The following is a 14,372-nucleotide window of genomic DNA, read 5'->3' as shown; positions in this document are numbered from 1 at the left end:
GAAAAGCTGAAAAGCCCGACGGTCAGCGCTGTGGATCGCCGGCCCGGCACGTAACCACGTGCCGGGCCAGGCCAATCAGGCGCGCTGCGGCACACCCTTCTGGCCCGGCTGGCGGTTAGGCGCCATGCCGTTGGCCTTGAGGGTCTGCTCGATGCTGCTGTACTGCTCACCGATGCGGTAGATGGCCCGCGCTTCCTTGCCGTTGGCGATCTCACGGCCCAGTTCATGGGCCACGCGTACGGTCTGCTGGATCTGCTGCACCGAACCGAAGCGCTTGCCGTGCTGGTCGATGATGGTGTCTTCGTTGCCGCAACGCGGGTGCAGCCCCATGGCCAGGGCCATGGTGTTGAACGGCAGCACGTTTTTCAGCAGCGATTCGGCAGTCAGCGTGCAGCCATTGGGCGCACGGTGAATGAAGTTGAAGAAGTTGAACGGGTTGGGGCCGTCGAAGCCGCCACCAATGCCGATCCAGGTCAGGTTCAGCGGGCCCATGTAGTCGCCCTTGCGCACGATGCGTTCGAGGGTTTCCAGGGCGTGCATGCCGGTCAACTGGAAGTGCGGCTGGATGTTGCTGGCCTGCAGGCGGCGCAGGTGTTCGCGCACCCAGGCCGGGCCGGCCGGCACGGTCATTTCGCTGTAAGCGGCGTGGATCGCCGGATGGGCCAGGGAGGTGCCCTCCAGGTACTCCGGGTACAGCAGCTCCATGATGTTCATCTGCGTGGTGTTGATCGCCACGGTGACCTGGTCGGGCTTGGGCGTAAGCTCGGCGAGCATGTGCCGGGTGTCATCGGACAACCACTTGGCCGCCTCGCCGTCGCTTTCCGGGGCGAACGAGATCGAGCCACCGACCTGGATGATCATCTCCGGCACCGCTTCGCGCACGCCGGCAATCAGTTCGTTGAACTTCGACAGGCGCTTGGAGCCCTTGCCGTCCAGCTCGCGCACGTGCAGGTGCAGCACCGTGGCGCCGGCTTCATAGCAGTCGACTGCCTTTTGCACCTGCTCGTCCATGGTCAGCGGGATGTCTTCGGGAAAGTCCTCGGGCATCCACTCCGGGCCATAGGGGGCCACGGTGATCACCACCTTTTCCATGTTTTCCGGGTGCAACGAATCGTCGAAGAATTGCATGCTGTAGTCCTCGGTCTTGTTATTGTCCTGGGGTGTTGCTGGCCTTCAGAAGGTGCGCTCGCCCTTGATGCCGGCGCGCTCCATCTTGCGGTGGCACGCTGGGTAGTCCATCACCGCGTAATGCTGGGTGCTGCGGTTGTCCCAGATCGCCACGCTGTTGGGTTTCCAGCGCCAGCGCACCTGGTACTCGGGCAGGTAGGCCTGGCTAATCAGGTAGCGCAGCAGGTCACTGGCACCGGGGTTGGCGTCCTGGCCGAAACGCACTCGCTGCGGGGTGTGGTAGTTGCTGAAGTGGGTGGTGAAGGCATTGACGAACAGCACCGGCTCGCCGGTGTCCGGGTGGGTGCGCACCACCGGGTGCTCGGCGTCGGGGAACTGCGCCTTGAGCGCCAGGCGTTTTTCCAGCGCCATCGCCGCGCCAAAACTGGCTTCGATGCTGTGCCGGGCGCGCAGGCCCTCGATCCGCGCCTTCACGTCATCCGGCAGGTTCTGGTAGGCCAGCGCCATGTTCGCCCACATGGTGTCGCCGCCCACCGGCGGGCACTCCACACAGCGCAGCACGCAACCCATGGGCGGCGCCTCGCGCCAGGTCGCGTCGGTGTGCCAGGCGTTCTCGTAGCGATCGGCCGGCTGGTCCGGGCGCTTGTAGATCTGCACCAGGCCCGGGTGCTCGGGGTCGCTGCCGGCCACCGGGTGGTCTTCCAGCTCGCCGAAGCGCTGGGCAAAGGCCACATGCTCGGCGCGGCTGAAGGTCTGATCGCGCAAGAACAGCACCCGGTGCTTGAGCAACTGCGCACGCAGCTGCTCGAACAGGTCGTCGTCATCAATTGCATCTGCCAGATTGACCCCGGTGATTTCGGCACCGATGGCGCAGGTCAGTTGTTCGATGTGCATGCTGTTGCCCTCTTCAGATGACGAAGATTGACGAGCCGGTGGTTTTGCGCGCTTCCAGGTCACGGTGGGCCTGAACCGCATCCTGCAAGGCGTAGTGCTGGTTGATCTCGATCTTGATCCGCCCGCTGCTGACATGCTCGAACAGCTCGCCGGCCAGGTCCGCCTTCTCCGCCGGGTCGGCGATGTAGTCGGCCAGGGCCGGGCGGGTCAGGTGCAGCGAGCCCTTGATCGCCAGGATCTGCGGGTCGAACGGCGGGATAGTGCCCGAGGCGGTGCCGACGCAGACCATCAGCCCGCGGCGCTTGAGCGAATCGAGCGAGGCCATGAAGGTGCTCTTGCCGACGCTGTCGAACACCACGTTGACGCCAACCCCGTCAGTCAGCTCGCGCACGCGCTTGGCGACGTCTTCATGGCTGTAGTTGATGGTGTGGCTGCAGCCATGGGCGCGGGCCACTTCGGCTTTGGCGTCGGTGGACACCGTGCCGATCACCGTCAGCCCGAGCAGGCGCGCCCACTGCGAGACAATCAGGCCGACACCGCCGGCGGCGGCGTGCAGCAGCACGCTGTCACCCGGCTTGAAGTCATACAGGCGGCGCATCAGGTAGGCCGAGGTCAGGCCGCGCATGGTCATTGCTGCGGCGGTTTCGAAGGCGATGGTTTCCGGTAGCTTGATCAAGGCTGCCGCCGGAATCAGCCGCTCGGTGCAATAGGCGCCCAGGGTGTTGAGAAAACCGGTGTAGGTCACCCGGTCGCCCACCGCCACCTGGGTCACGCCCTCGCCCACCGCCTGCACCACCCCCGAGGCCTCGACGCCCATGCCGCTTGGCAGCGGGATCGGGTAGGTGCCGTTGCGAAAGTAGGTGTCGGCGTAGTTCAGCCCCACCGCCACCTGGCGCAGGCGAACCTGGCCCGGGCCCGGCTCGCCGACCTCGGCGTCCTCGTAGCGCAGGACCTCGGGGCCACCGGTTTCATAGAAGCGTACGACTTTGGCCATGCATGTCACTCCAGTCATCCTGACGCCGTGCGTCAATTCTTGTTGACTGGACTCTATGCCCTACGCCAGGCAGGTGCTTCGCATCGGACGACAAGCTGTTTTCATTTGATGACAAGCGCCCTGGGCTGGCCGCCTGGCGGGCTTTCTCGTAGCATGTCCAGGCCCTTCCTAGTGTCTGCGAGAGCTCGATGAAGTCCCCCGCCGGTTTGCTGTTTGCAGGTATCGACCTCGATCGCGACAGCGCCACCCCGCTTTATCGCCAGCTGTACCTGCAGATCCGCAAGCAGATCCTCACCGGCCGTCTGCAAGGGGGCATTCGCCTACCGTCGACGCGCACCTTGAGCCAGGAATTGCAGGTTTCGCGCATCACCCTGCTCAATGCCTTCGACCAGCTGATTGCCGAGGGTTTCCTGGTCTCGCGCACCGGCGCTGGCACCTATGTCGGTGATGAGTGGCAGCGCAGTACCGATGCCGAGCCGTCAGCACCTGCGCCGCCCAAACTGTCGGACCTGACCCAGACGATGCTGTCGCTGCGCAGCGATCATTTTCGCGGGGTGTCCTACGCCCACTGCGGCGATCAGGCGCCGATCTCGTTCCTGCCCAGCCATGGCGCTTTCGAGGCCTTTCCCCAGGCATTGTGGAAGCGCCTGCTCAACCGCCACGGCCACAAGCCGAGCAAGGCCCTGCTCGGTTATGGCGAGTTGCAAGGCCTGCAGACGCTGCGCCAGGCCATTGCCGAGTACGTGTTCGACGCCCGCGGTATCGATTGCGACGCGCAGCAGGTGGTGATCGTCTCCGGCGCCCAGCAGGCCTTCAACCTGCTGGCGATGCTGCTGCTCAACCCCGACGAGCCGCTGTGGATGGAAGACCCGGGGCATATCGCCGCGCGCATCGCCTTTCAGGCCCACGGCTGCCGGGTGGTGCCGGTGCGCGTCGATGACCAGGGTATCGACGTGCAACAGGGTATTCGTGATTGCCCCGAAGCGCGCCTGGCCTTCACCACCCCGTCGCGCCAGCACCCGTTGGGCATGACCCTCAGCCACAACCGGCGCCTGGCGCTGATTGCCTGGGCGGCTGCCAGCGGCAGCTGGATCATTGAAGACGATTGCGACAGCGAGCTGCGCTACGCCGGTCGGCAGTTGCCGGCGCTGTATGCCATGGACCAGAGCGAACGGGTGATCTATGTCGGCACCTTCAGCAAGGTGCTGTTCCCCTCCTTGCGCCTGGGCTATGTGATTCTGCCCCAGGCCCTGGTCGAGCCGTTCTGCACCTTGCGCGCAGTGCTCGACCGCAGCCCGCCGACCCTGCTGCAGGCGGTGACCGCCGATTTCATGAGCGAAGGCCACTTCATTGGCCATATCCGCCGCATGCGGGCGCTGTACCAGGCCCGCCAGCAGTGCCTGCTCGAGGTGCTGCAGCGGCGCCTGGGCGGTTTTTTCCAGGTGGCCCCGGTCGAAGCCGGCATGCACCTGATCGCCTGGCTTGCGCCGCAGCTCGATGACCAGGCCCTGGCCCGGCAACTGGCCGAGCATGGCGTGCACACCTACGCCCTGAGCGACTACTGCCTGAACCGCTACTTGCCGCCGGCACTGTTGCTCGGCTTTGCCGGCACGCCACAGGACCAGGCCGAGGCCAAGGTCGAGGCGCTGGTCCAGGCGCTGCGGGCGATTGGCCACCGGGTCTGAAAGTGGCCTTATCAAATGATCCGTAATGGATCTATCGAGTGTTCCTTGCCGGCGCGATAAAGACGGCGCCGGTAGAACCGGTGCCCGCACCAGGAACGACTCGAATGAACACACTACAAGAACGCTTCGCTACGTTACTGAACCACAATGCGCAAGGTGCCCAGGCGCCGCTGCTGACCCGCGAGCTGGCCAGCCGCCTGCTTGAACGCCTCGACCAGGCGCGGCTGTTTGCCCACGCCTATCCGCTGCTGACCAACCTCACCCACGGCCGCGTCACGCCGTTTGACCTGCTCGACTTCGCCTATCGCCATGAACTGGCCGGGCTGAGCCTGCACATGCTCGATGGCGAGCACAACAGCCTGTCGCAGATGAACGCCGGGCAGTTGTGTGCCTTCGCCGAAAAAGCCCGCGCATTGCAACTGGACGTGCACCTGGAAATCAGCAGCACGCGCAAGGCCGACGTCGACGCGGTGGTGGCCGTGGCCAAGGTCATCGGCAGCCGCAATATTCGCGTGTACTCGCGTTATGAAGGCCTGCTCTCGCAGGTCATGGACCAGATCGGTGGCGACCTGCTGTACCTGGCCCGGCTGGCCGATGCCCACGACCTGCATTTTGATTTCGAGCAGCATGAAGAGCTCAAGAGCGACGAGATCGCCCAGTTGCTGCGCCAGGTCAATCATCCGCGGCTCAATGCCCTTTTCGATTTCGGCAACATGATCAATGCCTGCGAGCAACCGCTGCAGGCCCTGCACAACCTCGCCCCGCATATCCGCCAGAGCCACCTCAAGGGCGTGCGGGTGGTGGCCGAAGACCAGGGTTTTGGCCACTGCGGGGTACTGCAGGGCAGCGCCGAGGACGAGCTGCCCGGCGCGCGCATGCTGTTCGAGCTGCTGATGCTCGGTGAACAGCAGCCGCAAGTGATCGCCTTCATCCTCGAACAGGAAAACCACTACCTCGCCCCGGCCTTCCGCCAGCGCAACGAGCCGGCCGACCCGTTCATTGCCTACCGGGAAATGAGCGACACGCCGCTGCCCGCCGGCCTGACCCTCGCGCAGATGCTGGCCGGCGAACAGCGCTGGGCCAACAACCAGGTCAGCTACGTGAAAACCTTGCTGGCCGAGTTGCGCACCCTCGCCGAGTTGACCCTGGCCAGCCCTGCCAGCCTTTGAGCCCCTACCCCACTACGCCTGGAGAATAACAATGACTGCGCAAAACAAGGCCAAATGGTTCAAGTTCCTGATACTGATCCTCGGTGGCGGCACCGTCTACAAACTGGCCAACCTCAAGGATGCGTTCTACGTACCCATGCAGGAGTTCATGGGCCTCTCGCACACCCAGATCGGCTTGCTGCTCAGCGCCAACGCCATCATCGCCACTGGCCTGTTCGTGGTCGGCGGCATGCTCGCTGACCGTTTTGATACCCGCAAGCTGATCCCCCTGGGCCTGATCGGTACCGGCGCCCTGGGCCTGTACCTGGCCACCTTCCCACCGTTCAGCAGCCTGATGCTGGTGTTCTGCCTGCTGGCGGTGTGCGCCGACTGCATCTACTGGCCGGCGCTGCTCAAGGCCATTCGCGGCCTGGGCAACGATCAGGAGCAAGGGCGCATGTTTGGCCTGCTCGAAGGCGGCCGCGGGGTGGTCGACACCCTGGTGGCGTTTAGTGCGCTGGGCGTGTTCATTGCCCTGGGCAGCGGCGAACACGGCCTGAAAGCGGCGATCCTGTTCTACGCGCTGATCGACATCGCCGCCGGAGTGCTGACCTGGTTCTTGCTCAAAGGCAATCAGGCCCAGGCCCAGACCAGCGCCAAGAACCCGCTGGCCAACCTTATGGAGGCAATCAAGGTGCCGGCGATCTGGCTGGTCAGCTTCAACGTGTTCATGGTCTACATCGTCTACTGCGGCCTGACCTACTTCATCCCCTACCTGAAGGAAGTCTACGGCCTGCCGGTGGCACTGGTCGGCGCCTACGGCATCATCAACCAGTACATGCTGAAGATCCTTGGCGGGCCGGCCGGCGGGTTTATCGCCGACAAGCACTTCAAGAGCCCCAGCCGCTACCTGAAGTGGGCGTTCCTGGCGCTGCTGCCGATGATGGCGATCATCCTTCTGGTGCCCAAGAGCCCGGGCTTCATCTATGCCGGCATGGCCGCGACGCTGTCGTTCGCCTTCATCGTGTTTTCCATGCGCGGGGTGTTCTGGGCGCCGATGGGTGAAGTCGGGATCGCCCCGCACATCACCGGTTCCGCCTTCGGCATCGGCTGCCTGATCGGCTATGCGCCGGGGATGTTCGCCTACGTCGGCTACGGCGCGCTCCTTGACCACTTCCCCGGCCAGCAAGGCTACAACTATGTGTTCATCGCCATGATGCTGCTGGCGCTGATCGGCTTTGCCATCGCCAGCCGCCTGCAGCGCCTGGTGCGCAAGGCGGCGCCGCTGGCCGCAGCGGCCACCGCCTAGGCCCCGGGCTACATCTCGACCTGGGTGCCCAGCTCGATCACCCGGTTCAGCGGCAGGTTGAAGTACTTGAGGTTGCTGTTGGCGTTCTTCAGCAAGAACGCGAACAGCGCCTCGCGCCAACGCGCCATGCCGATGCGCCTGGTCGGGATCACCGTCTCGCGGCTGAGGAAGTAGGTGGTCACCATCGGGCTGAAATCCAGGTCCTTGAGGTGGCACAGTTGCAGCGCCGCCGGTACGTCGGGTTCTTCGATAAAACCGAAGTTGAGGTTGACCCGATAGAAGCCCTCGCCAAAGGCCTGTACTTCAAAACGCTGGGCCACCGGCACCCGCGGCCGGTCCTGGGACACCACGGTGAGCAGCACCACCCGCTCGTGCAACACCTGGTTGTGCAGCAGATTATGCAGCAGCGCGTGGGGCACGGCGTCGGCGCGGGCGGTGAGGAACACCGCAGTGCCCTGCACCCGGTGCGGCGGTTGCGCAGCCAGGCTGCTGATGAACAGCGGCAGCGGCAAGGCCGATTCGTCGAGGCGCTCGACGATGATCTTGCGTCCGCGTTTCCAGGTGGTCATCAGAATGAACAAGGCGATACCGGCGATTACCGGGAAGGCGCCGCCCTGGAAGATCTTCGGCGCGTTGGCGGCAAAGTACAGGCTGTCGACCAGCAAAAAGCCCAGCAGCAAGGGCAGCGCCAGCCAGCGCGGAGCCTTCCACAACAGCAGTACCACCGCCGAAGACAGCAAGGTGGTGATCAGCATGGTGCCAGTGACCGCCACGCCATAGGCTGCCGCCAGGGCGCCGGACGACTCGAAGCCGATCACCAGCAGCACCACGCCGACCATCAGCGCCCAGTTCACCGTGCCGATGTAGATCTGACCCTGCTCCTGGCTTGAGGTGTGCTGGATGAACATGCGCGGCACGTAGCCCAGCTGAATCGCCTGGCGCGTCAGCGAGAAGGCGCCGGAAATCACCGCCTGGGAGGCAATGATGGTCGCCAGGGTGGCCAGGGCGATCATCGGCAGCAGCGCCCAGTCCGGGGCCAGCAGGTAGAACGGGTTGCGGACCGCCTCGGGGTTGCCGAGGATCAGCGCGCCCTGACCGAAATAGTTGAGTACCAGCCCCGGCAGCACCAGCAGGATCCAGGCGCGGGCAATCGGCTTGCGGCCGAAATGGCCCATGTCGGCATACAGCGCCTCGGCGCCGGTCAGGGCCAGAACCACCGCACCAAGAATCGCCACGCCCATGCCCGGGTGGACGATAAAGAAGTTCACCGCCCAGGCCGGGTTCATCGCCAGCAGCACTTCCGGGCGCTGGACGATGCCATAGATGCCAAGCGCGCCAAGCACGCTGAACCACAGCACCATCACCGGGCCGAAAATGATCCCGATGCGTGCGGTGCCATGCTTCTGGATCAGAAACAGCGCCACCAGCACCACCACCGCCAAGGGCACGACCCAATGGTCGATGCCGACAAAGGCCAGTTGCAGCCCCTCCACCGCCGACAGCACGGAAATCGCCGGGGTGATCATGCTGTCGCCGTAGAACAAGGCCGCGCCAAACAGCCCGAGCAGCACCAGCACCCGGCTCAAGCGCGGGTACGGCGCCGCCGCCCGCCGCGCCAGGGCGGTCAGGGCCATGATCCCGCCTTCGCCCTGGTTGTCGGCACGCAGTACGAACAGCACGTACTTGATGGTCACCACCCAGATCAGCGACCAGAACACCAGCGAGAGGATGCCGAGCACACCGTCATGGTTGGCCTGCACGCCGTAATGACCGGCGAAGACCTCCTTCAAGGTGTACAGCGGGCTGGTGCCGATATCGCCATAGACCACGCCGGCGGCGGCGATCAACAGGCTCAGTGACGAAGTTTTTACGGGGGAATGGGCGCTTGCGGAAGTTGCGGCTTGGCTCACGGTCAGACGTCTCGAAGAAATGCGCCGGCAGTATGGCTTTGTGCTTGACGCACCTTCGTAAAAAGTCCGTAAAATTTTCTTACACTTGTACGGGCCTCATCGCGGGTCAAGCCCGCTCCTACAGGTCTGCATCAATCCTGTGGGAGCGGCGGTGCGACGACTCGACTTGACCCGCGATCGATCTACCGCCCGAGCACAGCGCTCAAATCCAACCCATGCTCGCCCAGCGGCGGGCACCAATAGTAGCCTCCAGTCAGCGGCCGGCTGAAGCGGTACAGGGCATCGACCACGCCATCTTCCAGGCCGCTCATGCGCCGCAGCTGCACTTCGAACGCATCAAACGAGTGACCGAAAGCCAGGAACGCCAGGCCGGCACCACGCTCATCCGCCCAGGGCATCGAGCGGCGGACGATAAAGGCTTCAGGGGCGAAGCTTTCCTGGGCGGTGCGCTTGACGTGGGCCGACTGCGGCGCGTCGTCAAGCTCTTCGTTGTCGGCCTTGCGCCGGCCGATAATGTCGTCCTGCTCGGCTTGCGGCAAAGCTTTGAAACAATTGAGGTCATGGCGCCACAGCTGGAACGCGGCAAAGCTCGAACCGTTCAAGCCTGGTACCTCGCTGGCAAGGATCGCCGCTTCGACGGCGGCGTCTTCCACCGGGTTCTCGGTGCCGTCTTCATAGCCGGTCAGGTCGTGGCCGCTCTTGTGGCGGAAGGCATCGGTGGCCTCGACCCGTTTCAAGGCCGGGGCCAGCAGTTGCTCAAGCGCCTGGCTGTGCAGCCACAGCTCGCCACGGTCTTCACCGCGCAGCCACAGCCACAGGTCGTGCTGGGTGCAGGGGTTGTCGACTGCCGCGGTCAGCTGCGGAAACCCGCGCAGGCCGTCGATGCTGCCACCCAGGGCCTGCACCAGCGGCGCGCCGAAACCGGCCACCACGCGGCTGCCATCAACCTGCTGCAGCAGCGCATCGAGCACGCCCGGCAATGCAGCGGGCGAGTGCAAGGTGAAGAACAGGTGGCGGGCCTGGGCGGGAACGGGGGCGGCGAGAATGCCTGGCTGAAACTGCATCGGGTATCGGGTCCTGGGGCAAAAGCGGCGATGCTACTGTTTGCCGGGCATAAACCGCAAGATCTGTAATGGATATCGAAATCCTTGCCTACACTGGCGGACACCGCCTTCTTGTGAGTCCGCGCCATGACTGCATCGCCCTTGCTCAGTGCCTTCCTGCCCATCGCCCTGGGTTTCATCATGCTCGGCCTGGGGCTGACCCTGACCCTGGCCGATTTTGCCCGGGTGGTGAAGTTCCCCCGGCCGGTGCTGATCGGCCTGGCCTGCCAGATCCTGCTGCTGCCGTTCATTTGCTTTCTGATCGCCAAGGGCTTTGGCCTGGCCCCTGCTTTGGCGGTAGGCCTGATGCTGCTGGCCGCATCCCCTGGCGGCACCACCGCCAACCTGTTCAGCCACCTGGCCCACGGTGACGTAGCCTTGAACGTGACCCTGACGGCGGTCAACTCGCTGATTGCGATCCTGACCATGCCGCTGTTGGTCAACCTGTCGCTGGCCTACTTCATGGCCGCCGACCAGGCCATCCCGCTGCAGTTTGCCAAGGTGCTGCAGGTGTTTGCCATTGTCCTGGTGCCGGTGGCCATCGGCATGCTGATCCGCCGCCTGGCGCCGGGCTTTGCCGCGCGCATGGAGCGGCCGATGAAGATCATCGCCGCGCTGTTTCTGGTATTCACGATTGTCCTGGCAATGGTCAAGGACTGGCAGACCGTCGTCGACTATGCCCCGGTGGTAGGCGGCGCGGCGCTGCTGTTCAACCTGCTGAGCCTGGGCGTCGGCTACTGGTTGCCACGGCTGCTGAAAATCCCCAAGCGCCAGGCGATTGCCATCGGCATGGAGATCGGCATCCACAACGGCACCCTGGCCATTGCCCTGGCGCTGAGCCCGACCCTGCTGAACAACTCGACCATGGCCATACCGGCGGCAATCTACAGCTTGATCATGTTCTTTACGGCGGCAGGCTTTGGCTGGTGGGTGAGCCGTGGACATGACCCCGACCCGGTTGCAGCCGCGCTGCGCGATGAACTGCAATCCCGATGACAGCAGGCCCACACGAGTGTCCGTCATGAGCGAATTCATCTACTGCCATCCCGACCACAACCGCGCAGCCGATTACCGCCACTTGCGCGTCTTGCCCAGCACCGGCGCCCTCGGTGCCGACGTCGAGGGCCTCGACTTGAACCGCCTGGAGGACGCAGGCTGGGTCGAACTGCGCCAGGCGCTGCTGGCGCACAAGGTGCTGTTCATTCGCGAGCAGAACCTGCGCCTTGCCGACCTTGAACGGGTCACCCGACAGTTCGGCGAATTCGGCCGCGAGCCCTACGTGACCACCATGGCCGACCATCCGCACGTGGTGCACGTGGTCAAGGAGGCCGACGAGAAGGCGCCCTTCGTGTTCGGTGGCGCCTGGCACAGCGACTGGACCTTCCAGCAGCGCCCGCCGGCCTACACCCTGCTCTACGGCCACGACATCCCGCCTTACGGTGGCGATACCTGCTACGCCAACCTGGCACTGGCCTATCAATGGCTGTCAGCGGGCATGCAGGCGCTGCTGGACACTCTCGATGCACTGCACAGCCCCGAGCGGGCCTACGGGGTCGGCGCCAACCACAACGCCCTGCTGGAAAACATGGCCATCCACTATGGCAGCGACACCTCGCAGGACATGCGCAGCCACCCGCTGGTGACCCGTCATCCGCAAACCGGCGAGAAGGTGCTGTTCATCAACCCTGCCTACACCGTTGGCATCCAGGGTTTGCGCAGCGAAGAAGCCAGGCCGCTGCTCGACTACCTGTTCAACCTGGCCAGCGCACCCGCTTTTACCTGCCGCATGCGCTGGCGTCAGGGAACCCTGGCGATCTGGGACAACCGCAGCACCTGGCACCTGCCGATCGCTGACTACCATGGCATGCGCCGCGAGATGTTCCGGACCACGGTTGCCGGTGATGTGCCCAGGCGCTGAGAATACGCCCGGGTTAGCGCTTAAGCACCTTCAGGCCCCGCGGTGGCGCGCCGTAGGTGCGGCGAAACAGGCGGCTGAAATGGGCCTGGTCGTAGAAGCCCAGGTCCAGGGCAATTTCACTCAAGGGCTGCCCGGCCAGCACCCGCGGCAAGGCCCGCTCCAGACGCAGGTGGGTCAACCATTGCTGGGGCGGCAAGCCGCAGTGATTGCGAAAGCGGCGCAATAGCTGCCACGGGCTCAAATCAACGAATGCAGCCATTTCTTCCAGGCTCGGCGGCTGATCCAGGCGCGACTCCAGCCATTCACGCAACTGCCGCCAACGCTGTGGATCAAAACCGTTGCTGTGCTCGTTCACTTTGAGGGTGGAACCCAGCCCGAGCAGCAGCGCCAGGGTTTCCCACAGGTGACTTGCAAACGCCAGCGGGTCGTGCGGCTGGTGCAAACCATTAAGCAGCTGCTGCAACTGCGGGTGGCGCAGTTGCAAGGCATTGAGGTTGGGCAGGCCCTGGCGGCCGTCGCTCAGGTCACGGCTGACCTCGGCCAGCCAGGCAGGATCAAGGGTCAGGATACGGATGCCATAGCCCTGGTCATCGGCACTGGCGCCGTCGTGCACGTGCTCCGGGGCCATCAGCAGGATGTCCCCGGCCCCGGCCAACTGGCGCGTGCCGCCAGCGGCGTAGCGCTGCTGGCCGGTGACGATCAGGCCGATGTGGTACTCCAGGTGAAAATGCCGGGGAAAGGCAAATTGCTGGTAACGGGCATCGATCAGGCGTACGCCTGGATGCCCGGGAGCCTGATGGACGACGCTATCCAACTAGCAGGCCGCGCGCCATTGGCGGATCTGGTCGAGGGTTGCGGTGACGCCACCACACACGATCACCAGCACCTTCTGGTGCTGCTTGAGCTCGGCCGTGGGCGCGTACGCCAGGGCCAGGGCTGCACCGCAGGCGGGCTCGACCAGGATGCGCTGGTCGAGCAGGAACTGCTCGCAGGCCTCCAGCGCCGCCTGGTCACTGACCACATGGCTGACCACCGGCCGCTCCTGGCTCCACTCGAAGGCGCGCTGGCACACTTGCTTGGCCGCCAGCGAAGTGGCCACGGTGTTGACCCCGTCCAGCGCCACCAGCTGCTTTTGCGCCATGGCCGCGGCCAGCGATGCGGCGCCGCTGGTTTCTACGGCAAACACCGGCACCTGGCCCCAGCCGTTGCGCGCCAGGCCTTCACAGACCCCCGACAACAAACCACCGCCGCCGACCGCGACCACTACCGCATCGGGCTTGAAGCGGGTAGCGGCGACCTCGTCGATCATGCTCGCGTGGCCTTGCCACAGCAGCGGGTCGTCGAAGGGGTGGATATAGGCGTCATCCTCGCCCATCAGCGACAGCGCCAGGGCATTGGCCTCGTGCCAGGCCTTGCCATGCACGATCACCTCGGCCTGTTCCTGGCGAATCAGTTGCTTGGCCCGCTCGGTGGTGGTTTCCGGCACCACCACGGTCACCGCCAGGCCGAGAATGCGCCCGGCCACGGCCACGGCGATGCCGGCATTACCGCCCGAGGACGACACGAAGCGGCGCTTGCCCTGCTGGGCATAGGCTTCACAGGCAGCGCCGATGCCGCGCAGCTTGAACGAGCCGGAGGGCTGCAGCGCGTCGAGCTTCAGCCAGACCTCCAGGCCACTGGCCAGGCTCAACGGACGCGAGGCGATCAACGGGGTTTCGATGTGCAGGCTCATACGCTTCTCCATGTACAGAACACTACTACCTTACGCATGCGGCACCGGACAATCTTGTATGAAATTGCGCGCCTGCGGGTCAACCCCGGCGCCGCGCGCGCAATTGCTGCTTGATCTTGTGCATGGGCGGTGCATACAGGAACCCGAACGAGACATTGTTATCCCGCCCCTTCAGCGCATGGTGGAGAAGGTGCGCACGGTACAAGCGCTTGAGGTAACGGTTGCGCGGCCGTGGCGCAAACGGCCAGTGGCGGTGGACGATGCCGTCATGGACGATCACGTAGATCACCCCGAACGCCGCCACGCCCGCCCCCACCCACTGCAACGGCGCATGCCCGGCGCGGCCGATGGCCACCAGGGCCAAGGCGATCAGGGCCAGGGCCAGCAGATAGACGTCGTTGGTTTCCAGCGCCCCCAGGTGCGGCTCATGGTGCGAGCGATGCAGGAACCAGCCCCAGCCGTGCATGATGTAGCGATGCGCCAGGTAGCCGATGCCCTCCATGGCCGTCAGGGTGCAGAGAAATACAGCGAGGTTGAGGATCATGCGTCGA

The 14,372-nt window shown here is 64.7% G+C and carries 13 protein-coding genes; 5 read left to right on the top strand and 8 right to left on the bottom strand.

What is annotated here, in order from left to right; all coding sequences use genetic code 11:
* Positions 1 to 75: 75 nt before the first annotated feature.
* The 3 genes from BLR26_RS16930 to BLR26_RS16920 are packed head-to-tail and all read right to left on the bottom strand — an operon-like array spanning position 76 to position 3,016.
* Positions 76 to 1,128, bottom strand: a complete 1,053-nt coding sequence (locus BLR26_RS16930) for a beta-keto acid cleavage family enzyme (RefSeq protein ID WP_045200889.1) — start codon at positions 1,126 to 1,128, stop codon at positions 76 to 78.
* A 45-nt stretch (positions 1,129 to 1,173) separates the two neighbouring features.
* Positions 1,174 to 2,022 (bottom strand): TauD/TfdA dioxygenase family protein, encoded by an 849-nt coding sequence (locus BLR26_RS16925; protein ID WP_045200891.1) that lies wholly within the window; start codon positions 2,020 to 2,022, stop codon positions 1,174 to 1,176.
* Positions 2,023 to 2,035: 13 nt separating this feature from the next.
* The gene (locus BLR26_RS16920; protein ID WP_045200893.1) at positions 2,036 to 3,016 is read right to left on the bottom strand and encodes a quinone oxidoreductase family protein; all 981 of its coding nucleotides are present in this window, start codon (positions 3,014 to 3,016) and stop codon (positions 2,036 to 2,038) included.
* Positions 3,017 to 3,204: 188 nt separating this feature from the next.
* On the opposite strand from BLR26_RS16920, the gene BLR26_RS16915 reads away from it, so the two are divergent.
* The 3 genes from BLR26_RS16915 to BLR26_RS16905 all read left to right on the top strand — a co-directional run bounded on the left by BLR26_RS16915 (position 3,205) and on the right by BLR26_RS16905 (position 7,158).
* Entirely contained in the window at positions 3,205 to 4,701 is a 1,497-nt protein-coding gene (locus tag BLR26_RS16915; protein WP_093382913.1) for a MocR-like pyridoxine biosynthesis transcription factor PdxR, read from the top strand.
* A 104-nt stretch (positions 4,702 to 4,805) separates the two neighbouring features.
* Positions 4,806 to 5,870, top strand: a complete 1,065-nt coding sequence (locus BLR26_RS16910; RefSeq protein WP_093382909.1) for an apurinic/apyrimidinic endonuclease family protein — start codon at positions 4,806 to 4,808, stop codon at positions 5,868 to 5,870.
* 31 nt (positions 5,871 to 5,901) lie between these two features.
* Positions 5,902 to 7,158, top strand: coding sequence for an MFS transporter (locus tag BLR26_RS16905; RefSeq protein WP_093382904.1), 1,257 nt, complete (start codon positions 5,902 to 5,904; stop codon positions 7,156 to 7,158).
* An 8-nt stretch (positions 7,159 to 7,166) separates the two neighbouring features.
* Here BLR26_RS16905 and BLR26_RS16900 read toward each other — a convergent pair whose 3' ends face one another.
* Both BLR26_RS16900 and BLR26_RS16895 read right to left on the bottom strand, forming a co-directional pair.
* Positions 7,167 to 9,068 (bottom strand): potassium transporter Kup, encoded by a 1,902-nt coding sequence (locus BLR26_RS16900; RefSeq protein ID WP_093382900.1) that lies wholly within the window; start codon positions 9,066 to 9,068, stop codon positions 7,167 to 7,169.
* A 182-nt stretch (positions 9,069 to 9,250) separates the two neighbouring features.
* Positions 9,251 to 10,132 carry a Dyp-type peroxidase gene (locus BLR26_RS16895; RefSeq protein WP_093382897.1) on the bottom strand — a complete coding sequence of 294 codons (882 nt, stop codon included), beginning with the start codon at positions 10,130 to 10,132 and terminating at the stop codon, positions 9,251 to 9,253.
* Between the two features lie 126 nt (positions 10,133 to 10,258).
* Here BLR26_RS16895 and BLR26_RS16890 point away from each other — a divergent pair, with 126 nt between their 5' ends.
* Together BLR26_RS16890 and BLR26_RS16885 are read left to right on the top strand one after the other, a co-directional pair.
* The gene (locus BLR26_RS16890) at positions 10,259 to 11,167 is read left to right on the top strand and encodes a bile acid:sodium symporter family protein (RefSeq protein ID WP_093382893.1); all 909 of its coding nucleotides are present in this window, start codon (positions 10,259 to 10,261) and stop codon (positions 11,165 to 11,167) included.
* A gap of 25 nt (positions 11,168 to 11,192) precedes the next feature.
* Complete coding sequence (locus tag BLR26_RS16885; RefSeq protein ID WP_045200909.1) at positions 11,193 to 12,089, top strand: TauD/TfdA dioxygenase family protein; 897 nt, start codon at positions 11,193 to 11,195, stop codon at positions 12,087 to 12,089.
* A 13-nt stretch (positions 12,090 to 12,102) separates the two neighbouring features.
* Here BLR26_RS16885 and BLR26_RS16880 read toward each other — a convergent pair whose 3' ends face one another.
* From BLR26_RS16880 to BLR26_RS16870, 3 genes are all read right to left on the bottom strand, one after another.
* Positions 12,103 to 12,903, bottom strand: a complete 801-nt coding sequence (locus tag BLR26_RS16880; RefSeq protein WP_093382889.1) for an AraC family transcriptional regulator — start codon at positions 12,901 to 12,903, stop codon at positions 12,103 to 12,105.
* Positions 12,904 to 13,821 carry a pyridoxal-phosphate dependent enzyme gene (locus BLR26_RS16875; protein ID WP_093382884.1) on the bottom strand — a complete coding sequence of 306 codons (918 nt, stop codon included), beginning with the start codon at positions 13,819 to 13,821 and terminating at the stop codon, positions 12,904 to 12,906. It abuts the gene before it with no gap.
* Between the two features lie 79 nt (positions 13,822 to 13,900).
* The gene (locus BLR26_RS16870; protein ID WP_093382876.1) at positions 13,901 to 14,365 is read right to left on the bottom strand and encodes a sterol desaturase family protein; all 465 of its coding nucleotides are present in this window, start codon (positions 14,363 to 14,365) and stop codon (positions 13,901 to 13,903) included.
* Positions 14,366 to 14,372 lie beyond the last annotated feature (7 nt).

It is taken from the genome of Pseudomonas sp. UC 17F4 (assembly GCF_900101695.1).
Lineage (GTDB): Bacteria > Pseudomonadota > Gammaproteobacteria > Pseudomonadales > Pseudomonadaceae > Aquipseudomonas.
This window is presented reverse-complemented; position numbering and strand designations above follow the sequence as displayed.